The sequence below is a fragment of the Nocardia beijingensis NBRC 16342 genome, assembly GCF_001612785.1.
Classification (GTDB): domain Bacteria; phylum Actinomycetota; class Actinomycetes; order Mycobacteriales; family Mycobacteriaceae; genus Nocardia; species Nocardia beijingensis.
Map to the genome: position 1 here is coordinate 412,827 of NZ_BDBC01000010.1, position 21,770 is coordinate 434,596.

The 21,770-nt window shown below is 70.6% G+C and carries 23 protein-coding genes; 16 read left to right on the forward strand and 7 right to left on the reverse strand.

Annotation, left to right across the window (positions count from 1 at the left end; all coding sequences use genetic code 11):
- Positions 1 to 6 precede the first annotated feature (6 nt).
- Positions 7 to 1,695, reverse strand: coding sequence for an acetyl-CoA carboxylase carboxyl transferase subunit alpha (accA, locus tag NB3_RS07130; RefSeq protein WP_067798233.1), 1,689 nt, complete (start codon positions 1,693 to 1,695; stop codon positions 7 to 9).
- Positions 1,696 to 1,893: 198 nt separating this feature from the next.
- On the opposite strand from accA, the gene NB3_RS07135 reads away from it, so the two are divergent.
- From NB3_RS07135 to NB3_RS07165, 7 genes are read left to right on the forward strand one after another with little or no spacing between them, the layout of a single operon-like run.
- Positions 1,894 to 3,162: a beta-ketoacyl-[acyl-carrier-protein] synthase family protein gene (locus NB3_RS07135; RefSeq protein ID WP_067798236.1), complete on the forward strand. Its 1,269-nt coding sequence runs from the start codon at positions 1,894 to 1,896 to the stop codon at positions 3,160 to 3,162.
- Positions 3,159 to 4,397 carry a ketosynthase chain-length factor gene (locus NB3_RS07140; RefSeq protein WP_067798240.1) on the forward strand — a complete coding sequence of 413 codons (1,239 nt, stop codon included), beginning with the start codon at positions 3,159 to 3,161 and terminating at the stop codon, positions 4,395 to 4,397. The genes NB3_RS07135 and NB3_RS07140 overlap by 4 nt, the downstream gene beginning before the upstream one ends.
- Entirely contained in the window at positions 4,394 to 4,648 is a 255-nt protein-coding gene (locus NB3_RS07145) for an acyl carrier protein (protein WP_218020537.1), read from the forward strand. The genes NB3_RS07140 and NB3_RS07145 overlap by 4 nt, the downstream gene beginning before the upstream one ends.
- Entirely contained in the window at positions 4,645 to 5,583 is a 939-nt protein-coding gene (locus NB3_RS07150) for an aromatase/cyclase (RefSeq protein ID WP_218020538.1), read from the forward strand. Before NB3_RS07145 ends, NB3_RS07150 begins: the two co-directional genes overlap by 4 nt.
- The gene (locus NB3_RS07155; RefSeq protein WP_067798246.1) at positions 5,580 to 6,506 is read left to right on the forward strand and encodes an MBL fold metallo-hydrolase; all 927 of its coding nucleotides are present in this window, start codon (positions 5,580 to 5,582) and stop codon (positions 6,504 to 6,506) included. Before NB3_RS07150 ends, NB3_RS07155 begins: the two co-directional genes overlap by 4 nt.
- Entirely contained in the window at positions 6,494 to 7,747 is a 1,254-nt protein-coding gene (locus NB3_RS07160; RefSeq protein ID WP_067798249.1) for an FAD-dependent oxidoreductase, read from the forward strand. The genes NB3_RS07155 and NB3_RS07160 overlap by 13 nt, the downstream gene beginning before the upstream one ends.
- Positions 7,748 to 7,749: 2 nt before the next feature.
- Positions 7,750 to 8,511 carry an alpha/beta fold hydrolase gene (locus tag NB3_RS07165; protein ID WP_067798252.1) on the forward strand — a complete coding sequence of 254 codons (762 nt, stop codon included), beginning with the start codon at positions 7,750 to 7,752 and terminating at the stop codon, positions 8,509 to 8,511.
- A gap of 105 nt (positions 8,512 to 8,616) precedes the next feature.
- On the opposite strand, the gene NB3_RS07170 is transcribed toward NB3_RS07165, so the two are convergent.
- Positions 8,617 to 8,988, reverse strand: a complete 372-nt coding sequence (locus NB3_RS07170) for a winged helix-turn-helix transcriptional regulator (protein WP_067798255.1) — start codon at positions 8,986 to 8,988, stop codon at positions 8,617 to 8,619.
- 104 nt (positions 8,989 to 9,092) lie between these two features.
- On the opposite strand from NB3_RS07170, the gene NB3_RS07175 reads away from it, so the two are divergent.
- On the forward strand, positions 9,093 to 9,584 hold the full coding sequence (locus NB3_RS07175) for a luciferase domain-containing protein (RefSeq protein ID WP_067798258.1): 492 nt from the start codon (positions 9,093 to 9,095) through the stop codon (positions 9,582 to 9,584).
- Between the two features lie 29 nt (positions 9,585 to 9,613).
- On the forward strand, positions 9,614 to 10,048 hold the full coding sequence (locus tag NB3_RS07180; protein ID WP_084485893.1) for a lipocalin-like domain-containing protein: 435 nt from the start codon (positions 9,614 to 9,616) through the stop codon (positions 10,046 to 10,048).
- Here the strand turns inward: NB3_RS07180 and NB3_RS07185 are convergent.
- Complete coding sequence (locus NB3_RS07185; protein ID WP_067798529.1) at positions 10,009 to 10,485, reverse strand: acetyl-CoA carboxylase biotin carboxyl carrier protein; 477 nt, start codon at positions 10,483 to 10,485, stop codon at positions 10,009 to 10,011. The two genes, NB3_RS07180 and NB3_RS07185, sit on opposite strands and share 40 nt — an antisense overlap.
- 15 nt (positions 10,486 to 10,500) lie before the next feature.
- A complete protein-coding gene (locus NB3_RS07190) occupies positions 10,501 to 11,283 on the reverse strand; it encodes an SDR family NAD(P)-dependent oxidoreductase (RefSeq protein ID WP_067798261.1) in 783 nt (260 codons plus the stop codon).
- A gap of 170 nt (positions 11,284 to 11,453) precedes the next feature.
- Between NB3_RS07190 and NB3_RS07195 the strand changes: the two genes are divergently transcribed.
- The 5 genes from NB3_RS07195 (at position 11,454) to NB3_RS07215 (ending at position 17,727) form a co-directional block, all read left to right on the forward strand.
- A complete protein-coding gene (locus NB3_RS07195; RefSeq protein WP_067798264.1) occupies positions 11,454 to 11,873 on the forward strand; it encodes a nuclear transport factor 2 family protein in 420 nt (139 codons plus the stop codon).
- Positions 11,874 to 11,900: 27 nt separating this feature from the next.
- Complete coding sequence (locus tag NB3_RS07200; protein ID WP_067798267.1) at positions 11,901 to 12,509, forward strand: malonic semialdehyde reductase; 609 nt, start codon at positions 11,901 to 11,903, stop codon at positions 12,507 to 12,509.
- Between the two features lie 110 nt (positions 12,510 to 12,619).
- Positions 12,620 to 14,788 (forward strand): glycosyltransferase family 39 protein, encoded by a 2,169-nt coding sequence (locus tag NB3_RS07205; RefSeq protein ID WP_084485897.1) that lies wholly within the window; start codon positions 12,620 to 12,622, stop codon positions 14,786 to 14,788.
- A gap of 690 nt (positions 14,789 to 15,478) precedes the next feature.
- Positions 15,479 to 16,195 carry a response regulator transcription factor gene (locus NB3_RS07210; protein ID WP_067798269.1) on the forward strand — a complete coding sequence of 239 codons (717 nt, stop codon included), beginning with the start codon at positions 15,479 to 15,481 and terminating at the stop codon, positions 16,193 to 16,195.
- Entirely contained in the window at positions 16,192 to 17,727 is a 1,536-nt protein-coding gene (locus NB3_RS07215; protein ID WP_067798272.1) for a sensor histidine kinase, read from the forward strand. The genes NB3_RS07210 and NB3_RS07215 overlap by 4 nt, the downstream gene beginning before the upstream one ends.
- A 396-nt stretch (positions 17,728 to 18,123) precedes the next feature.
- On the opposite strand, the gene NB3_RS07220 is transcribed toward NB3_RS07215, so the two are convergent.
- From NB3_RS07220 to NB3_RS07230, 3 genes are all read right to left on the reverse strand, one after another.
- Complete coding sequence (locus NB3_RS07220) at positions 18,124 to 18,924, reverse strand: PIG-L deacetylase family protein (RefSeq protein WP_067798275.1); 801 nt, start codon at positions 18,922 to 18,924, stop codon at positions 18,124 to 18,126.
- 22 nt (positions 18,925 to 18,946) lie between these two features.
- Positions 18,947 to 19,342 carry a hypothetical protein gene (locus NB3_RS07225; protein WP_244891792.1) on the reverse strand — a complete coding sequence of 132 codons (396 nt, stop codon included), beginning with the start codon at positions 19,340 to 19,342 and terminating at the stop codon, positions 18,947 to 18,949.
- A 79-nt stretch (positions 19,343 to 19,421) separates the two neighbouring features.
- The gene (locus NB3_RS07230) at positions 19,422 to 19,619 is read right to left on the reverse strand and encodes a hypothetical protein (protein WP_067798537.1); all 198 of its coding nucleotides are present in this window, start codon (positions 19,617 to 19,619) and stop codon (positions 19,422 to 19,424) included.
- A 274-nt stretch (positions 19,620 to 19,893) separates the two neighbouring features.
- On the opposite strand from NB3_RS07230, the gene galE reads away from it, so the two are divergent.
- Together galE and NB3_RS07240 are read left to right on the forward strand one after the other, a co-directional pair.
- Positions 19,894 to 20,871, forward strand: a complete 978-nt coding sequence (galE, locus tag NB3_RS07235) for a UDP-glucose 4-epimerase GalE (RefSeq protein WP_067798540.1) — start codon at positions 19,894 to 19,896, stop codon at positions 20,869 to 20,871.
- Between the two features lie 334 nt (positions 20,872 to 21,205).
- On the forward strand, positions 21,206 to 21,763 hold the full coding sequence (locus NB3_RS07240; RefSeq protein WP_067798278.1) for a hypothetical protein: 558 nt from the start codon (positions 21,206 to 21,208) through the stop codon (positions 21,761 to 21,763).
- Positions 21,764 to 21,770 lie beyond the last annotated feature (7 nt).

Consider the following 21,770-nt stretch of genomic DNA (forward strand, 5'->3'; position numbering starts at 1 on the left):
TCACTCCTACGCGACCGACCGGACCAGGACCTGCTGCCGCGCGCCGAAGCGCCGGAACCGGGCGCGGCGCTCGTCGGCCAGCTCCGCGCCACCCCGACCGGCGAGCTCGCCGAGGGTCGCGGCCAAGGCGCGGCGCAGCTGTTCGGCCGCGGCGACCGGCGCCGCGCCCACGTCGTCGTCCGGCTCGGGCAGCACCGCGTCCACCACCCCGAGGCGCAGCAGGTCCTTCGCGGTCAGCGACAGCGCGGCGGCGGCCTGGGGCGCGGCGGCGGGATCGTTCCACACGATCGCCGCGCAGCCCTCCGGGCTGATCACCGAGTACGTGCCGTTCGCGAACATCAGCACCCGGTTGGCGACACCGAGCGCCAGGGCTCCTCCGCTGCCGCCTTCGCCGATCACCACACTGATCACCGGTACCCGCAGCGCCGACATCAGCCGGATGTTCTCCGCGATGACGATCGCCTGCCCCTGTTCCTCGGCGGTGGCGCCCGGATACGCGCCGGGCGTGTCGATCAAGGTGATGACGGGCAGCCCGAGCTTCTCCGCCAGCCGCATCAGCCGCGCCGCCTTGCGATAGCCGGCCGGGGTCGGCATGCCGAAGTTGCGTTCCATCAACTCCTTGGGCTCGTGTCCCTTCTGGTGGCCGATCACCATGACCGGCCGCCCGCCGAGCCACGCCGTTCCGCCGACCACCGCAGCGCAGTCGCCGGAGATCCGGTCGCCGCGCAGCTCACGGAATTCGTCGAAGGCGAGGGCGAAGTAGTCCAGCGTGGTGGGCCGCCGCGGGGACCGAGCCCGGCGCACTTGCGTCCAGGGATCGGCCGGCGGAACGCGAGCCGGATCGGTGATCGTTCCCGCGTCGGCGGGGACGAAGGTCTCGGCGGGATCGACCGGGCCCGCGGCCCGCAGCAGCGCGCCGAGCGCCTGGCGCAGGCCCGCACGCGGGACGATCAAGTCGATGAGCCCGCGTTCCAGCAGGAATTCGGCGGTCTGGAACTTCGGCGGCAACTCCTGGCGGATGGTCTGCTCGATCACGCGCCGCCCGGCGAACCCGAGCCGGGCGCCCGGTTCGGCGATCAGCACGTCGGACAGGGTCGCGAAGGAGGCCGCGACGCCGCCGTAGGTGGGGTCGGTGATCAGGGTGACGGTGAGGATGCCCGCCCGGTCCAGTTGTTCCAGCGCCGCGCTGGTCTTGGCCATCTGCATCAGCGCCAGCGGGCCCTCCTGCATCCTGGCTCCGCCCGACGCCGTGACGATGATCAGCGGAAGACGCCGGGCCAGAGCGGTTTCCGCGGCTGCGGTGATCATCTCGCCGACGGCGGTGCCGAGGCTGCCGCCCAGGAAGCGGAAGTCCATCGCGGCGATCACCACCGGCTTGCCCTCGATCGCGGCCAGCGCGCAGAGCACCGCGTCGTGCATGCCGGTGCGGGCGCGCGCGGCGGCCAGCCGGTCGGGATAGGGCTTGGTGTCGGTGAAGGTCAGCGGGTCCTCGTCGGTGGCGGCGATCGGCAGCGGCTCGAAGCGCCCGTCGTCGGCGAGCTGCTCGATGCGCTGCCGCGCGGTGATCGGCGTGTGCCTGCCGCATTCGCCGCAGACGCCGAGGTCGCGGGCGAACCGCTTGCCGTACAGCGGGATCAGGCATGCCGGGCAGAGCACCCAGTCCGCGGCGCCGTCCGGGCCGTGTGCTGACTTCATCACGCGTGTCTCCTGTGCTCGGGAACGGGTGATCGGTCCGGGCGGCGGCGGCCGGGTGATCACAGCGACAGCCTGCCGCGCGCCGCTCGAGAACAGCTCGACTCGTTCGCTCGAGCGAGGTTCGAGGGCCGTCGCCGATGCTCGATCGCACCATCGAAGGGAGAACGCCATGAACCGCAATGCATCCGGTGGTCCGCGATGAGCCGCCGCGTCGTCGTCACCGGGCTCGGCGTCCGCGCGCCCGGCGGGTCGGGCAAGGACGAGTTCTGGAAGCTGCTGTCGGAAGGCCGCACCGCGACGCGCCGGATCTCGTTCTTCGACGCCTCGCCGTACCGGTCCCAGGTGGCCGGTGAAGCGGACTTCGATCCGGTGCGGGAGGGGTTGTCCCCCAGAGAGATCCGGCGCATGGACCGGGCGGTGCAGTTCGCCGTGGTCTGCGCGCGGGAGGCGGTGGCCGACAGCGGGCTCGACCTCGCCGCGGTCGATCCGCACCGGCTCGGCGTGAGCCTCGGCAGCGCGGTCGCCGCGGCCACCAGCCTGGAGCGCGAATACCTGGTGCTGTCGGACTCCGGAAAGAACTGGCTGGTCGACGAGACGTATCTCTCCCCGCACATGTTCGACTACATGATCCCCAGCGTGATGCCCGCCGAAGTGGCCTGGAGCGTCGGCGCCGAAGGACCGGTGGCGATGGTCTCCAACGGATGCACGTCGGGACTGGACTCGGTGGGCCACGCGGTGCAGCTGATCCGCGAGGGGTCGGCCGACGTCATGGTGGCGGGCGCGTCGGACACGCCCATCACACCGATCGTGGTGGCCTGCTTCGACGCGATCAAAGCGACCACGCCGCGCAACGACGAGGCGGAGGTGGCCTCGCGGCCGTTCGACAACTCGCGCAACGGGTTCGTGCTCGCCGAGGGCGCGGCGATGTTCGTGCTGGAGGAGTACGAGAGCGCGCGCAGGCGCGGCGCGCACATCTACGCCGAGATCTCCGGCTACGCGACCCGGTGCAACGCCTATCACATGACGGGACTCAAAGCCGACGGTCGCGAGATGGCCGAGGCGATCCGGGTCGCGCTCGACGAATCCAGGATCGACCCCACCGCCGTGCACTACATCAACGCGCACGGCTCCGGCACCAGGCAGAACGACCGCCACGAAACCGCGGCGGTGAAGCGCAGCCTCGGCGCGCACGCCTACGCCACGCCGATGAGCTCGATCAAGTCGATGGTCGGGCATTCGCTCGGCGCGATCGGCTCGGTGGAGATCGCCGCCTCGCTGCTCGCGCTGGAATACCAGGTGGTGCCGCCGACGGCGAACCTGCACGAACCCGACCCCGAATGCGATCTGGACTACGTGCCGCTGGTCGCCCGCGACCACCGGATGGACACCGTGCTCACCGTCGGCAGCGGGTTCGGCGGCTTCCAGAGCGCCATGGTGCTGCGCAAGGCGGAGGCGGTGGCGGCATGATCCTCGTGACCGGAATGGGTGTGCTCGCGCCGAACGGCACCGGTGTGGAGCGTTTCTGGGACGCCGTGCTGGCCGGGCGCGGCGGGATCGCGCCGCTCACCCGGTTCGACGCCAGCCGCTCGGCGGCGCGCCTTGCGGGCCAGGTGGCCGATTTCGACGCCGGGGCGCACCTGCCGAGCCGGCTGCTGCCGCAGACGGACGTCTCGACCCGGATGGCGCTGGTCGCCGCGCAGTGGGCGCTGGACGACGCGAAGGTCGACACGGCGGCGATGACCGACTACGACATGGGCGTGGTCACCGGGAACGCTTCCGGTGGCTTTGAATTCACCCATCGGGAGTTCAACAAGCTGTGGTCGCTCGGCTCCGAGCACGTCAGCGTGTACGAGTCGTTCGCGTGGTTCTACGCGGTCAACACCGGACAGATCTCCATCCGGCACGGCATGCGCGGACCGAGCAGCGCCCTGGTCGCCGAGCAGGCGGGCGGACTGGACGCGATCGGTCACGCGCGGCGCACCGTCCGGCGCGGGACGCCGCTGGTGGTCACCGGCGGCGTCGATTCGGCGCTCGATCCGTGGGGGTGGGCCTCGCATCTGTCCAGCGGTGGAGTGAGCACCGCGACCGACCCCGAGCGCGCGTATCTGCCGTTCGACGTCAGCGCCGCCGGGTACGTGCCCGGTGAAGGCGGCGCGATGCTGGTGGTCGAGGACGCCGCCGCGGCGCGGGCTCGTGGCGTGCCGAAGGTGCACGGTGAAATCGCCGGATACGCCTCGACTTTCGACCCGCCGCCCGCTTCCGGCCGACCGTCGGGCCTGCGCCGCGCCGCCGAGCTCGCGCTGGCCGACGCCGGGATGACACCCGGCGACATCGACGTGGTGTTCGCCGACGCCTCCGGCATACCCGATCGCGACCGCGACGAGGCCGCCGCCATCGAGGCGCTGTTCGGGCCGGACGGCGTTCCGGTCACCGCGTCGAAACCGCTGACCGGGCGCCTGTTCTCCGGCGCGGGTCCGCTCGACGTCGTCACCGCGCTGCTGGCGATGCGCGACTCGGTGATCCCGCCGACCGCGCACACCACCACCCTCGCCGAGGACTGCCGGATCGATCTGGTTCTCGGCGCCCCGCGCTCCGCCACCGTCGGCGGCGCGCTCGTCCTGGCACGCGGGCGCTGGGGTTTCAACTCCGCGGTCGTCGTGCGCGCCGTATCCGATCGAGATCTGCCGAGGAGCGAATCATGACCATGACCATCACCGAACTACGCCGCATCCTGGTGGACTGCGCGGGCGGGGAGGACCTCGCCGAACTCGGCGGCGACATCGCCGCCGTCGAATTCGAGGAGCTGGGCTACGACTCGCTCGCGCTCATCGAGACCGCGGCGCGGATCCAGCGCGACTTCGGCGTGACCATCCCGGAGGAACAGCTCGTCGAGGTCAAGACGCCACAGGAGCTGGTCGACATCGTGAACGCCCAACTACGGGGTGCGGCGTGAACGCGGAAGTGATGTCCCACTCCAGGGTGGTGCAGGCCGCCCCGGACGTCGTCTACGACCTGGTCGCCGACGTCACCAGGTGGCCGGTGATCTTCGAGCCGAGCGTGCTGGTGCGCCATCTGCACCGCGGGCCGGACGAGGAACGTTTCCGGCTGTGGGCGACCGTCGGCGGCGCGGTGCGGAACTGGACGTCGCGGCGGGTGCTGGACGCCGGACAGCGCCGCATCGCCTTCGAGCAGGAGCGCAGCCAGGCGCCGATCGCGTCGATGGGTGGCGGCTGGTCGTTCCGCGAGCTCGGTGCGGGCACCACGAAAGTCGTCTTGGACCACCACTTCACGGTGGTGGACGGGGCCGATGCCGCGCAGGTCGCCGCGGCGGTGGATCGCAACAGCGTGTCCGAGCTCGCGGCCTTGGCCCGCATCGCCGAGATCGGACACCCGGTCGACGAAGTGGTGCGCACCTTCGAGGACACGGTGACGCTGGACTGCTCGGCCTCCGAGGCATACGACTTCGTCTACCACAGCGAACGCTGGCCCGAGCAGGTGCCGCACGTCGGCCGCGTCGAACTCACCGAGGACGCCGACGGCGTGCAACTGATGGAGATGGACACGGTGACCGCGGGCGGTATCCCGCACACCACCAAGTCGATCCGGGTGTGCGTTCCGGGCGAACGGATCGACTACAAGCAGCTGGTGCCGCCCGCGATCCTGTTCGGCCACAGCGGCGCATGGGAGTTCGCCGACGGGCCCGACGGCGCGGTGGTGACCGCCCGGCACACGGTCGCGATCGATCCCGTGGCCGCGCGGGAGATCCTCGGTGCGAATACCGATCTCGCCGACGCGGGCGCGTACCTCACCGAGGCGCTTTCCAGCAACAGCCGCAACACGTTGCGGTGCGCGGAACGCCATGCCGCGTCGACGAAGTCGCCGACATGACCGCCACCGAGACGACGGCGACCCCGCAGGTGCACGAGATCGCCGACGGCGTCTACGCCTACACCCACAGCCGCGGCGGCTGGTGCGTCAGCAATGCCGGTGTGCTGACCGGGCCGGACGGCGCTGTGGTGATCGACACGCTGGCGACGGAGGGGCGTACCCGGGCGCTCGTCGAGTTCGTCGACGGGCTCGGCGCCGGCCCGGCCCGCACCATCGTGAACACCCACCACCACGGCGACCACAACTTCGGCAACCACCTGTTCGGACCGGCCGCGGTCGTCGTCGGCCACGACCGGATCCGGCCGGAGATGATCGAGACCGGCCTTGCGCTGACGAAGCTGTGGCCGGAGGTCGAATGGGGCGATGTGCGGGTCACGTTGCCCAGCATCACGTTCGGCTATCACCTGACCCTGCACCAGGGCGAGCGCCGGGTGGAGCTGCTCCACTTCGGCACGGCCGCGCACACCACCAACGACGTGGTGGCGTGGCTGCCAGAGGAACGCGTGTTGTTCGCCGGGGATCTGGTGATGTCGGGCGCGGCGCCGTTCTGCCTGATGGGGTCGGTCAGCGGGTCGATCACCGCCGTACGGCGGCTGGCCGCGCTGGGCGCGGAGACGGTCGTCGCCGGGCACGGACCGGTCACCGGGCCGGAGATCTTCGACCAGACGCTGCGCTACCTGCGCTGGGTGCAGGACCTGGCCGTGGAGGGACGCGCACTCGGACTGTCGCCGCTGGCGATTGCGCTGGAGGCCGACCACGGCGAGTTCGCCGACCTGGTGGATCAGGAGCGGTTGGTCGGCAATCTGTATCGCGCGGACGCGGAACTGTCCGGCGGCGAGCCCGGGGAGCCGCTGGATGTCCTGGCGATCTTCGACGAGATGGTGCTCTACAACGGCGGGCAGGTGCCGGCATGCCTGGCGTGAGCACCGCGTCGGTGCGGGTGTGCGTGATCGGCGGCGGTCCGGCCGGTCTGATGACCGGTCTGCTGCTGGCGCGTTCCGGCGTGGAGGTGCTCGTGCTGGAGAAGCATCCGGACTTCCTGCGGGATTTCCGGGGCGACACCGTGCATACCTCGACACTGCTCGCGATGAACGAACTGGGCCTGGCCGAAGAGTTCCTCGCGCTGCCGCACGTCGAGCTGCCCCAGCTGCCGATGGCGACCGCCACCGGGCCGGTGGTGTTCGCCGATTTCAGTGCGCTGCCAGGGCCGTTCCCGTTCGTGGCCTTCATGCCGCAGTGGGACGTGCTGAACTTCCTCGCCGAGGCCGGTCGCCGCTATCCCGGTTTCCGGCTGGTGCAGGAAGCGGAGGTCACCGAGCTGGTGCTGCGCGACGGCGCGGTGACCGGCGTCCGCGCCGAGACCGCCGACGGCCCGCTGGAGGTCGCCGCGGATCTGGTGATAGCGGCCGACGGGCGGCATTCGATCGTGCGCCGGTCCGGGCTGCTCGAGGTCGCCGCCAGCGCGGCGCCCATGGACGTGCTCTGGTTCCGGGTCGGCAAGCCGGAGGGCGAGCGCCTGCCCACGGTGCGCAGCGGGAAGGGCTTCTTCATCGTCTGCATCGATCGCGGCGACTATTTGCAGGTCGCGTACATGATCCCGAAGGGCGGGTTCGCGACGATCCGGGCGGCGGGGCTGGCGCGGTTCCGTGCGGATCTGGCGGCCATCTATCCCGTGCTCGCGCCGCGGCTGGACGCGGAGATCCTGGACTGGGACGACGTGAAACCGCTCGACGTGCGGGTGGACCGGCTGCGCCGCTGGTACCGCCCCGGGCTGGTGGCGATCGGGGACGCGGCGCACGCGATGTCCCCTGCGGGCGGGGTCGGCATCAATCTCGCGGTACAAGATGCCATCGCGACCGCCCGCTTGCTGGCACCCGTTCTCGCCGCGGGCGCGACCCCGTCGACGGCCCAGCTGCGCACCATCCAGCGCCGCCGCGAATTGCCTATGCGGGTAGTGCAATTCGCGCAGCTGCACTTGCTGGCCGACCTCTACCCCAGCGCGGGACGGCCAGGAACCGATAATCCGCTGCTGGTCCGCCTGCTGCGGCGTTTTCCGCGCCTGCCCCGGCTGGTGGCCCGCGTGATCGGCCTCGGCATCCGGCCCGAGCCGGTGCCGCCCGCGACCGGAACCGTCACCGCACTGACGAGACTCAGGGAGAACTGATCGTGTCGACCTACTTGCTCATCCACGGCGCCTTCCACGGCGGTTGGGTCTGGCAGCGGGTGACTCCGCTGCTGGAGGACGCGGGGCATCGTGTCCTGGCCCCGTCGCTGGTCGGTCTGGGCGACCGCGCCGACCTGCTAACCGCGGATGTCGGCCTCGACACCCACGTCCAGGATCTAATCGACCTGGTCACCGTCGAGGATCTGTCCGAGATCGTCCTGGTGGGTCACAGCTACGCGGGCATCGTCGTCACCGCGCTGGCCGACGCCGTGCCGGATCGCATCGCCGAACTGGTCTACATCGACACCTTCGTGCCCCGCGACGGCGAGGCGGTGGCCGACATCATGCCGGGCATGGTCGACGCCTTCGCCGCCGCGGCGGCCGCGGCCGGGGACGGCTGGCTGGTGCCGCCGCAGACCGAGCCGACCGGCGACGGCGGCCTGTACGGCGTCACCGAGGAACCCGATATCAGCTGGCTGGCGTCCATGCAGACGCCGCAATCGCTGAAGACCTTTCAGCAGCCGATGACGCTGACGAATCCCGTTGCGCTGGCGGCCATTCCGGTGCGGCACGTCCATTGCAGCGAAGGCGGCGACGACTTCAAAGCCATGCGCGCCGCCATGCCCCGCACCCTGCCACCCGCCGATCTGCCCGCCGATCGCCTGCACGTCCTCCCCACCGGGCACGACTGCATGATCACGATGCCTCGCGAACTGGCCGAAATCCTGCTCACGGTGGCGCCGCGACCGGCATCCGCCCGCTGACCACGCGCAGTCACGAGACCGTGCCCGACCCTCGTCTCGGCGAGGGTCGGGACGCAGTCGCAGCCTCTGCCGGTTCGACGGACCGGAATGGGCCGGGGCCACGGATCAGCTCACTCGCTCCCCCGCGTCATATTCGGCGCGCGCCGCGAGGACCTCGCCGAGGTGTTCGGAAGACCAGGCCACGATGCTGCCGAACACCGGGGTGAGCGTTCTGGCCAGCGGGGTCGCCTCGTATTCGACGCGCGGCGGGACCTCCTGGTGATAGGTGCGCGCGACCAGGCCGTCGCGTTCGAGCTGACGCAGGCGCTGGGTGAGGACCTTCGGAGTCAGGCCGGGGATGCGCTGTTGCAGTTCGGTGAAGCGCAGCGTGCCGTCGTGGGTGAGCACCCACAGCACCTGCGTGGACCAGCGACCGAACACCAGGTCGATGACGGGCGTGATCGGACAAGGATCGACGGGCTCCGGCACGGCTGACATACGTCCTCCTGGTAAGTCACTTTCCCCTTGGTTACTACTATACTTTGGAAAGTAATGTGTTTCCCAGGGGTCGCGAGTACGCGAAAACCGAAGGGAGCACAGTCATGACGACAACAGTGGACGGCCGCCTCGACCTGCCGCGCCGCTCCGGCGAGCGGCCGCGCACCCGGGAGCACAACCCACACCAGCAGCTCGACCAGATCGCGCCGCCCGAGCTGCAAGAGGAGCTGTGGTCGCGGATGACCACGCTCGACGGCGTCCTGCTCGGCCGCAGCGGCGTCTCCCTGCCCGACACCCGGGCGCTGCACCTGCGACCGGGGATCGCCCGAGGGCCGCGTGCGGCGTACCTCGCCGGCACGGAATTCGCCCACCTGCACGGGCACGGAGACGGCAGCCTGCACATGTGCCTGCCGGAAGACGTCGTGGCGCAGGCGGTTTCCCGAGGATGGGCGGAGGCGCATCCGATGGCGCGGCAGGGCTACCTGCCGGGGACGCTGGTGATGGTGTACGGGCCGCGCGATCACGCGGAGCTGGAGGTCGTCTGGCAGCTGGTGCGGATCAGTCACCGCTTCGCCGCCCGACCGGCTACAGCGTGATTAGAGCGGCGGCCGCCATCGTCGGTGTCATGAACGCATCCGATCTTGTCGGCACCTGGGAACTGGTGTCCTACTACGACATCGACGAGCAGGGCGTCACCAGCGAGGGACCGCTCGGCGACGCCCCGCGCGGCCTGCTGATCTACGGCGCGCACGGCTACATGTCCGTGAGCATGATGCGCACGGACGGAGCCACGGGAGCCACCCCGTTCATGGGATACGCGGGCACCTGGCGGCGCACCGGCGCGGAGGTGGTGCACGCGATCAGCGTGTGCTCCAACCCGGCGTGGGCGCGGACCGAGCAGGTGCGGCAGATGTCGCTGAACGGTGACGTGCTGACGCTGAACGGCGCCGCACAGGTCGGCGGGCGGACACAACGCCGGGTGCTCACCTGGCGTCGCGGCCGCCCGCCCGAATCCGACCGTCATTCCGCGGTATACGAGAACAAGGGCTCATCGAAGTGAACCGGTTCGCCGTCTTCCTTCAGTATCCCGGTGATCACGCCGCCTGCCTGGGCGGTCACCGGGATCATCAGCTTCATCGCCTCCACGATGCCGACCTGCTGCCCAGCGCTCACCCGATCGCCGACCGCCACGAACGGGTCCGCGCCCGGCTCAGGGGATCGATAGAACACGCCGACGCTGGGAGCGCGCACGACCGCGCCGAGCGCCTCCGGCGCGGCGACGGCTTCCACCTCGGCCACCGCGAGCGGGGTGGACCCGACCGGGCTCGCTTCGGCCCACTCGGCCTCGACGGTCACCTCCCCCACCTGGAAGCGCAGCGCGCTCGGCTGCCGCGGAAAACCCGCGAGCAACTGCAACGCGCCGGACTGGATCGCTTCCAGCACACGCAGATAGTCCTCGTGTCCGGTAGCGGGAGCGTTTTCCTCCACTGCGGTCATCGCCGTCACTCCTCGTCAGTAATTGCCCAGCCCGCCACAGACGTTCAACGCCTGCGCGGTGACGGCGCCCGCCCCGGGACCGATCAGATAGTCGACCATCGCCGCCACCTCGAACGGCTGCACATAGCGGCCGATGGGCACCCGCGCGCTGACCCGGGCGTGCACCTCGTCGGTGTCGACGCCCCACAGCCCGGAATACACCTCGCGCACCCGCTCGGCCATCGGCGTCTCCACGAAGCCGGGGCACACGGCGTTCACGGTGATCCCGGTCTTGGCCAGTTCCAGGCCGAGCGCCTTGGTGAAGCCGACCACGCCGTGCTTGGACGCGGAGTACGGAGCGCCGTGCACCACGCCTTGTTTGCCGCCGGTGGAGGCGATGTTGACGATGCGGCCGCTGCCGCGTTCGAGCATGCCGCCCGCGTTCAGCACCGCCTTCGTCATCAGGAACACGCTGTTGAGATTGGTGTTGATCACGTCGAACCACAGCTCGTCGGGCACCTGCGCGGTGACGCCGCCGCCGCTGCGGCCCGCGTTGTTGATCAGGATGTCGATCGGGCCGTAGCGCCGCACACCGGCGTCGACGTACTCGCGGACCTGCGCGGCGTCGGCGACGTCGCAGACGGTGCCGTCCACCTCGTAACCGTCGTCCTGCAGGCTCTTCACCGTGTCGGTCACCCGCTGCTGATCGCGAGCGCAGAGGAGCACCGCGATGCCCTTGGCCGCCAGGCTTTTGGTGATCTCCAGGCCCATTCCGCTGGTCGCTCCTGTGACCAGCGCGACGCGCCGATTTTCCGCCATGACTCCTCCATCGGTCGAACTTTCGAACCCGCCGGGCTTCTCGACCACCAGGGTCGACCCGCGTCCTATAGATCCGGTCAACCGCGCGCGGGCCTCGGCTCAACCGAGGCTCTAGCGGCGTCCACCACGCTGGCGTGCAGCCGAGCCCCGCCGCGACCACAGGAGCAACCATGACCACCGTCGCCAGCCGCACCGAGTTGTACGCCGAGGTCCAGCAGTTCTACGCCGAGCAGATGCAGCGGCTGGACAACCGCGACATCCCCGGCTATGCCGCGACTTTCACCGAGGACGCGGAATTCGAGCACACGCCCGGCATTCCACCCGCCCGGACCAGGGCGGGGATCATCGCCGACCTGGTGGAGTTCCACAAGCGCTTCGAAACCGACCCGATGCAGCGCAGGCATTGGTTCAACATGATCAACCTGCAACCGCAGGACGACGGCACCATCGTGTCCACCGCCTACTGCCTGGTGGTGAAGATCCGCCCGAACAGCAAGCCGGAGATCGCGCCGAGCTGCGTCGTGCACGACGTGCTCGTCCGCGCCGACGGCGGGTTGCTGACCCGGTCGCGGCGCGTCGTCCACGACTGATCCCGACCACCCCTTCGAGGAGAACCCGTGAACTCCGTTCAGCCCGCCCTGCTCACACTCGCCGCCGACGCCCAAGACCTCCTGTTCCGCGAGGCCCGCACGGCGAACGCCTTCACCGACGAACCGGTCAGCGACGAGCAGATCCGCCAGATCTACGAACTGGTGAAATACGGACCGACCTCGATGAACCAGCAGCCGCTGCGGATCGTTCTGGTGCGCAGTCCCGAGGCGCGGGCACGGCTGGTCAGCCACATGATCGACAACAACAAGCCGAAGACGGCCGCCGCGCCGCTGTCGGCGATCCTGGCCGCCGACCTGAATTTCCACCAGCACCTGCCCAAGGTGTTCCCGCACGCTCCGGAGGCCGCGGACTACTTCGCCGACCCCGGCTATCGCGCCGAGTCCGCCCGCTTCAACGCGTCGATCCAGATCGGCTACTTCATCCTCGGCGTCCGTGCCGCCGGGCTGGCGGCCGGGCCGATGAACGGCTTCGACAGCGCGGGCCTGGACGCGGATTTCTTCCCCGGCGGGGAACACACCGGCCTCGTCGTGGTCAACATCGGCAAACCCGGCCCGAACGCCTGGTTCCCGCGTTCGCCGCGACTGGATTACGCGGAGGTGGTCAGCACGGTGTGATCCGCGCGAGCGCCGCCAGGCCGCACAGCGCACTCCCAGGTTTGCCCCAGCTCGCGGGCAGCCCGCCTTCCTAGCCTTCGAGCGGAGGTTGACGAAAGGAAGGCGAAATCATGGCGCTGATCACGAGCGTCCCGCCGGGCGTCGAGGCCGACGAGCGACTCGTCGGCGCCCATCGCGCCCCGGCCGGACGGTCCTGGGCGGATCGCGTGTTCTTCGGGCCCGCGACCCAACCGCGGTGGGCACGCCCGGCGCTGCTCGCGCTGCTCGGCGCGACCGCGGTGCTGTATCTGTGGAATCTGACGGTGTCCGGTTGGGCGAACGAGTATTACGCCGCCGCGGCGCAGGCGGGCACGCAGAGCTGGAAGGCGCTGCTGTTCGGCGCGCACGACGCGGGCAACGCGATCACGGTGGACAAGCCGCCCGCGGCACTGTGGGTGATGGGACTGTCGGGGCGGCTGTTCGGGTTCGGCTCGTGGTCGCTGCTGGCGCCGCAGGCGTTGATGGGCGTCGGCTCGGTGGCGCTGCTGTACGCCGCGGTGCGGCGGTGGAGCGGGCCCGGCGCCGGCCTGCTCGCGGGCGCTGCGTTGGCGGCGACGCCGGTCGCCGCGTTGATGTTCCGCTTCGACAACCCGGACGCGCTGCTGACACTGCTGCTGATCGCGGCGGCCTACTGCACGGTGCGGGCGATCGACTCGGACGCCCCGCGCTGGCGCTCGGCCGGCACCGGCTGGCTCGCGCTGGCCGGTGTCGCCATCGGTTTCGCGTTCCTGACCAAGATGATGCAGGCGTTCCTGGTCCTGCCTGCGCTGGGGTTGGTGTTCCTGGTCGCGGGGGCGGGCGGATTCTGGTCGCGCATCGGCAAATTGATCACCGCGTGCGCGGCCATGGTGGTCGCGGGCGGCTGGTACGTGCTGCTGGTCGAGTTGTGGCCCGCTGATTCGCGCCCGTACATCGGCGGGTCGACCGACAACAGCCTGTGGGAACTGGCGCTCGGTTACAACGGCATAGGCCGATTGCTCGGCGGCAGCGGCAATCCGAGTGGAGGAGGCTCGGGCGGCCCCGGCGGTGGCGGCATGGGCGGGGCGTTCGGCGGCGAGACCGGACTGGCCCGGCTGTTCAGCGGCACCATGGCCACGGAGATCTCCTGGCTGCTTCCGGTCGCGCTGATCGGCTTGGCCGCCGGGCTCTGGCTGAGTGGCCGCGCACCGCGCACCGACCGCCTGCGGGCGGCGATGATCCTCTGGGGCGGCTGGCTGCTCGGCACCGGCCTGGTCTTCAGCTACATGAGCGGCATCATCCACCCGTACTACACGGTGGCCCTCGCGCCCGGCGTCGCCGGTGTCGCCGCGATCGCGGTGACACAGCTGTGGCGACGGCGCGGGCACGTGGCGGCCAGGATCACCTTGGCCCTGCTGTCGGCGGTCACCGGCGCCTGGGCCTTCGTTCTGCTGAACCGCACGCCGGACTGGCTGCCGTGGCTGCGCTGGACGGTGGTGGCGGCGACGGCGATCGCCGCCCTGGCGCTGCTGCTCGGCGCGCACCGGTCCCGCCGGATCGCCGTCGTCGTCGCGGCCACCGCATTGCTCGCCGGATTCGCCGGGTCGGCGGCGTACGCGGTCGAAACGGTCACGCACGCGCACAGCGGCGGCATCCCCGCCTCCGGACCCGCGCAGACCGGGTCGATGGGCGGGCCTGGTGGACCCGGTCGGGGCGCGGGAGCCGACGACGGTCGCACCCAGGCCGCAGACGGAGCGTCCGGGACCGGCCAGTCGACCGGAGACGGAGCTACCACCGGCACCGGCCAAGCGCCCGGCGACGCGGCCCCCACCGGCACCAGCCAAGCGCCCGGCGACGCGGCTGCCACCGGCCTGCCGACCGGCGACAGGGTTGCCGCAGGCGGCGCTCCCGGCGGCGGTGGGCCGGGCGGCAGCGCCGACAACGCCGAGCTGGACGCCCTGCTGGCCGACACCGACAGCCGGTGGTCGGCGGCGAGCATCGGCTCCGGCACCGCCTCCAGCCTGGAACTGCGCACCGGCACGTCGGTGATCGCGATCGGCGGCTTCAGCGGAAGCGACGACGCGCCGACGCTGGCCCAGTTCCAGCACTACGTGGCGAACGGGGAGGTGCACTACTTCATCGCCCAAGGTCAGGGCATGCGGCCCGGCTCCGGTGGCGAGAAGTCGGCCGCGGACCAGATCACCGAGTGGGTGAAGGCCAACTACACCGCGAAAACAGTCGGCGGCGTCACGGTCTACGACCTGACCGCACCCACCAGCTGACGATTCGGTCCGCGATATCGCCGCGTCCCACGACGCGGCGATATCGTGTCCCGCGGGTTCGAGGACCGCGCGGCATCACTGTCCACGGCCACCCGGCAATGCCGCTGGTAGCAATGTCGGCACACCGCTTTCCGCGGCCGGGCCTGCGACGCCGACCTCGATCGACCGGGCGGCCGGGAGCAACGCGCCCGCCTCGCCGGTCCCCTACCGGCTTTCCGACCTCGGCGCCAGCAAGCTCCATCACCAGAGGCAATCGGGCGGATGACCGGGAACCGCGACATCGGTGGTTCGGTGTGGACGCAGCCGGCCGCCGCGGTGTCGTGACCGGCCGCGCCGAGTAGTCCGATCGCCGTGGAAGAACGTCCTGCCGGTGCGCAGCAATCGACTCGGCCGAGCGCACCGGGCTCAGGCAGATCCGGCGACACCCGGTTCGGCTCCGGACAGCCGCCCTGTGATCTGCCGCCCTGGGTGAAGCATCGGCATCCGCCAGTGCATCCGCTGTGCGGTCGGTGACCGAGCCGTTCAGACGAAACACCCGCTCGGCGCGCGCGGCCGGGTCTCGCCTCATGGGGGCTAGGGGTAGCGTTCGCGAGCCACGGTGCCCACGCACGTCTGCGGTCGATCCCCGTTCACAGGAAACGTCCAGCTTGCTCGCAGGTTGCTCAGCGCTTGCGGCGGAACCATGGGTGCATGACCGGCACCCGACCCGAGGCCCGCGTCCTCATCGTGGACGACGAACCCATGATCATCGAACTGCTCGCCGTGAGCCTGCGGTTCCAGGGCTTCGAGGTGGCCACGGCGCTCAGCGGGACCGAGGCGCTGGACCGGGTGCGCACCTTCCGGCCGGACGCGCTCATCCTCGACGTGATGATGCCCGGCATGGACGGGTTCGGGATGCTGCGGCGGCTGCGCGCCGACGGGGTGAGCGCCCCCGTGCTGTTCCTGACCGCGCGCGACGACGTCGACGACAAACTCACCGGCCTCACCCTCGGCGCCGACGACTACGTGACCAAGCCGTTCAGCCTGGAGGAAGTCATCGCCCGGCTCCGAGTCATCCTGCGCCGCAGTGGAATACAGTCCGTCCAGGAGAGCGCCAACCGGATCACGGTCGGCGACCTGGTGCTCGACGACGACAGCCACGAGGTGTGGAAGGCGGGCGCGCCGGTGTCGCTGTCGCCGACCGAGTTCACCCTGCTGCGGTATTTCATGGTCAACGCGGGCAAGGTGCTGAGCAAGCCGAAGATCCTCGATCACGTCTGGCGCTACGACTTCGGCGGCGACGCCGGCGTGGTCGAGTCGTACGTGTCGTACCTGCGGCGCAAGATCGACACCACCGAACCCAAGCTGCTGCACACGCTGCGCGGCGTCGGCTACGTGCTGCGCGAACCGCAGGTGAGCCGGACGTGAGCGTGCGGGAGCGCCTCGCGCGGCGGATCTCGGCGGTCCCGCTGCGCATCGGGCTGGTGATCGTGCTGCTGCTGCTGACGGCGGCGGCGTTGTTCGCGTCGGGCGCGGCGGTGACCTCGGCGCTGAGCCGGTCGCTCACCCAGCGCACCGACGAGCAACTCTACGACGCGGCACGGTCCTGGGCGCAGCCGCGCCCGATGCGGCAGGTGACGACCGATGACGGTCGCACGCAATGGGTTCCGGCCGATCTCCCGGCCGTGCCGGTGCAGCCGAGGTCGCCGGGCGAGCAGCCGCGCCGCTTCTTCGAACTGCGCACGGGAGCCGACGGGCAGGTGTACCAGGAACTGCCGGGTGCCAACAACGCCGCGGGCGCGCCGGACCTCGACGACGCGAACGCCCGCACACCGCGCACGGTGGACTCCGCCGACGGCTCCTCCGTGCGCTGGCGCGTACTGACCACCACCAACCAGTACGGTTCGACCACCATCGGCCTGCCGCTGACCGACAACCAGGAGACGGTCTCGCGGCTGATCTTCTTCGAGATCGGCACGGGAGCCGCGGCGCTGCTGGCCCTCGGCGCCGTCGGCTACCTGGTCATCCGGCGCAGCCTGCGGCCCCTGCGCGAGGTGGAGCAGACCGCGGCGGCGATCGCGGGCGGGGACCTGCACCGGCGGGTGCCGGTGCGCGGCGTCGACACCGAGGTCGATCATCTCGCGCGGTCGTTGAACGAGATGCTCGCGCAGATCCAGCACGGCGTGGCCGCGACCGAGGCCTCGGAGGAGGCGGCCCGCCGATCGGAGGCGCGGATGCGCCGCTTCGTCGCGGACGCGAGCCACGAACTGCGCACGCCGCTGACCACGATCCGCGGTTTCGCCGAGCTGTACCGCCAAGGCGCGAGCAGCGACGCGGGAATGGTGGTCGGCCGGATCGAGGCCGAGGCCGAGCGCATGGGTTTGCTGGTCGAAGACCTGCTGTTGCTGGCGCGACTGGACGAGAAACGCCCGCTGGAACGCACGCCCGTCGACCTGCTCGCACTCGCGGGTGACGCCGTGCACAACGCCAGGGCCATCGCGGCCCGTCAGAAACCCTCGCCCGACGCCCCGGATCGTCCGATCACGCTGACGCTCGGCGACGGCGAGGGAACCATGGACGTCGTCGGCGACGAGGCCCGCCTGCGCCAGGTGCTGAGCAACCTGATCGGCAACGCCCTCGCCCATACTCCGCGGGAAACGCCGATCACGGTGCGGCTCACCGCCGCGCCCGATCGCGTGCGCATCGACGTGATCGACGCGGGCCCCGGCCTGTCCTCCGACGCGGCGGCCCGGGTGTTCGAACGCTTCTATCGCGCGGACGCCTCGCGCACCCGCACCAGCGGCGGCACCGGCCTCGGCCTGTCCATCGTCCAGGCCCTGGTGAACGCGCACGGCGGACGGGTGTCGGTCGACAGCGAACCGGGACGCGGGGCGACCTTCACCGTGGTGCTGCCTCGGGAGCCCGCCGACACCTCGGGTGAACGGATGCCATCGCGGTAGGTCGGGGTTCCCGCCGAAGTCCACCGCCGAGGCCGGCCCGGCGGCGCGGTCGAGGACCGGTCGGCTTCCTGTCAGCCCACCGACAGCCGCAGGCGTGGTCCATCGGTACCCGGGAACGCGCAGGTCGACCGCAGGGAGGCACAGGTCCGCCGGGAAACGCCCCGCCCCCGCAGAACGAGCCGGTCCACCGCGGGAACGCGCAGCCCACCGCAGAACGAGCCGGTCCACCGCGATCCGCCGACGATCGTGCGGCTGGGATCGGTGACCGCCCACGACCTGCGGTGTCGAATCGGCCCGCGCCAAGGGGCCTTTTCGATACCGCGTGCGTAGCGAGGTGGGTCACGGGTGGTCTCGGCACACAGGTCGGCTCATCATGAACCTCCGAACGCGAACCGCTCAGCGGGAGGCGGTCCGGAAGATGTCGTCGAGCGGAGGGCCCGAGGTCAGGGTGGCTCCTTCTTCGGCGTACCACTCCCAGCGCATGACGCGGGCCAACACCGGAGTCGGCATGCGCAGCAGCACCTTCGCGATGGACGCGAAGCGGCTGGAGCCCTCGATGATCGACCGGTGGGCGGCCAGGGCGGTCTTGCGGCGGGCGGCATGGGCGGAGACGTCGATGCGATGGGTGATCGCCGAACGCGGACTGTACAGCGAGTGCAGAACCGACGGATCGTAGCCGAAAGGAAGGCCCAGCCGCGTCAGTGCACGCGCGAGGCGGGTGTAGCCGTCGCGGGGCAGGGTGGCGTCCAGAACGCGCGTCACCCCGGCCAGTTCGGCCGCGCGCTTGCCCACCTCGTGCACGCGCACGTGGTCGCGATGCCCGTACCCGCCGTTGCGGTCGTAGCTGAGCAGGATCTCCGCGTTCTCCTCGCGCAGGATCGCGGCCAGACGCCGCGCCGCGTCCTCGGGGTCGGCGCGGGCGAAACGTGTGCGGTCCGGCGGGTCGGCGTACAGCACCGCGCCGTGCCCGCTGTCGGCGTAGCCGAGGTGCGCCACGCGGTGCACGCCGAGGGCGGCCGCGCTCGCTTCCAGTTCCCCGAGCCGCAGCGCCTTCCGGCCGTCCAGATCGGCCATGTGGCCGTCGGTGGCCACCACGATGACGGTGCGGTGTCCGGCGGCGGACAGCTCGGCCAGCGTCCCTCCGGTCAGCAGCGTCTCGTCGTCGGGGTGCGCGTGGAATGCCACAACGGTCGCCATCGCCCCAGTGTGCCAAAGACATTCACGACAGGTCCTTGGCCAGCCGGGTCGCGCCGACGAGCATGTACCCACCGGTCAGGGTCACCAGCGCGACCGCGGTGGGCCGGGGGACGTCGCCGCGCACCAGGCGCACGCCGCCGTGCGTCGTGTCGAGGATGTCCACCAGCAACGCCAGGCGCTGCCAACGCGGCAGCTCCTCGGCGGGCGCGGTCAGATATCCGAGGCCGAGCGCGATCGCCCGCGCGCCGAAGATCCGGGTCATGTAGTCGAGTTCGGGCGTCGGCCGGACGCCGAGCGCCTTGCTCAGCGTCCGCGGGGCCACGAGCGCGGCCGAGCCGAGCACGACCCGTCCGAGCGCAAGGCCGCGCAGCGCACCCGCCAGCGCGGAACGTTGTCGCCGCATGCTGTTCGTCACCATGCTCCCGAGCCTGGCCCACAACGCCGATCAGGTCGATTACCTGCGAGGTAATCGACCTGACCGCGGCGTGTCGACGGACTCAGGGCAGCGGGATCCACTGGTTGAGGAACCAGAATCCGTGCGGGCTCGGCTGCGGGTCCTGGTGGTGCTGCTCGGGAACCGGTCCGTGGTCGCGGTCGTCGTGGCCGGGATCCGCGCTCGCGACGCCCGCGCCGACGCCGACCGCCGCCAGAGCGATGCCTCCGACCGCCGCGGCCTTCGCTACCTTCGACTTCAACGCCTTCATACTCGTTCTCCTCGGTCTTCGCCCCGCGGGCCGCCGGCCGGACTTCGACCGTGCAACCGATCCTCGGGGCGGGATCTCGAGCGAGCCCGGTAATGCGCCGGGAAGTAGCTGACAACCGGATCCATATCTCCAGCGACTTCACAGCATCGAAAGAGCCGCCGGGCCGGATCCGGACGCGATGATGATTCCGAACACCGACCCGGCCGTCGGCGCGCTCGCCACGGCCTACCCTGAGTTCTTCGGCCAGCCACCTGAGAGGACACCCGTGAAACTTCTCGTCACCGGCGGCGCCGGCTACATCGGCGGCGTCGTCGCGCACCAACTCGTCGAAGCGGGCCATGAAGTGGAGATTCTCGACGACCTGTCCACCGGCTTCGCGTCGAACCTCCCGCCGCGCGTGACGTTCCACGAACTGCCGATCCACCGCGTCGCCGACGTGCTAACCCCGTCGGCAGGCTTCGAGGGCGTGCTGCATTTCGCCGCCAAGATCGAAGTCGCCGAATCGGTCGCGAACCCGGAGAAGTACTGGTGGAACAATATCGAAGGATCGCTCGCACTGTTGCGCGCCGTTCGCTGCGCCGGCACCCCTCGCCTGATCTTCTCCAGCACGGGGTCGATGTACACCGGTGACGGCAGCACGCCTTTCGACGAGAACGCCGAAGTGCGTCCGGCCAACCCCTACGCGGCGACCAAGGCGACGGTGGACATGATGATCGCGGGCGAATGCGGCGCGAGCGAACTCGGCGCGGCGTCGCTGCGGTACTTCAACGCCTCCGGCGCCGTCGTCACCCGGGACGCGCGGCTGGGCGAGCGGCACGAGCCGGAGTCGCATCTCATCCCGATCCTGCTGCAAGCCGCTGCCGGGCAACGTGATTCGTTCACCCTCTACGGCACCGACTACCCGACGCCGGACGGCACCTGCATCCGTGACTATGTGCACGTGGCCGATCTGGCCGCCGCGCATCTGCTGGCGCTGGAGGCCATCCGCCCCGGCGAGTACGAGGTGTACAACCTCGGCAACGGCAGCGGCTACTCCAACCGGCAGGTGCTCGATACGGTTCGCGAAGTCACCGGACGCGATTTCCCGGTGCACTTCGGCCAGCGCAGGCCGGGCGACCCGGCCGTCTGCGTGGCCGCGAGCGGCAAGGCGGGCGCTCGGCTCGGCTGGAAGCCACAGCGTCCCGACCTGGCCGACATCGTCTCCGACGCATGGGACTTCCACCGCTCGGTCCACGGCGGCTGATCGATGCTCCGGCGGCGAGCCAGGCAAGCACGGGTCGCTCAGAGAATGAGCAGGATGAGCGCCTTCTGCAAGGTGTCCACGATGCGGCCGATGGTGATCGCGATTTCGACGGTGCCCATGACAGGCCCCTTTCCTCGGGCGAAGCAAATCCTCGACACATCAATTCAAACTCGCCCGAACTGGATTCGCCAAGCTCACGCCGCAACGCTTGCGGTCCAGGAGGGTTGATCCGCACCGGCCTGGTCTTCGAATCATCTGTGTCGCGGTACCGGTCGCGACCGTGCGGGCGATCATCGCCGCGCGCAGACCTTTCGATCCACCGTCAGGAGCACCTGTGACGTTGTCGCAACCGTTGGCCCGGAAACACTCCGATGACTGCGCTCGGCGGGCGGCGAGCACGGTCGGGCAAGCCGCGGCGATCCTCGGCATGCTCCATCTCGTGCCCGCCGATCACGCCGCGGTGCACGCCCAGCTGGCGGCACTCGCCGAGGACGGCACGTGCGAGCCGGACTGCGACCTCACCCGCGCCATGCGGGCCGTCGTCGTCCATCTCGGAAGGACAGCCGAGCTCGCGCACCGCCACCGCGTAACAGCGCTCGCGGACGAACTCGCCGAGCTCATCGGCATCGTCGAGGAATGCGGCCGGAACACGGCCCGAACGTTCGCGGCACCGTTGAATTCCTTTGGCGCGGAATACTACCGCGCCGAGATCGCGCGGCTCGCCCACGACGCCGACGACGCGTCCCGCCGCTGGTTCGCACGGTGGTACTTCGACACCGACGATCCGGCGACGGTGGAAGGGATGCGCCGCGTGGGCGACGAACTGGAAAACGTCGTGCGAGCCTTCGAGTCGGTCGCCGACGCCGTGCGGCCGAGTACGCAGCGAAGGTGAGCGGGAG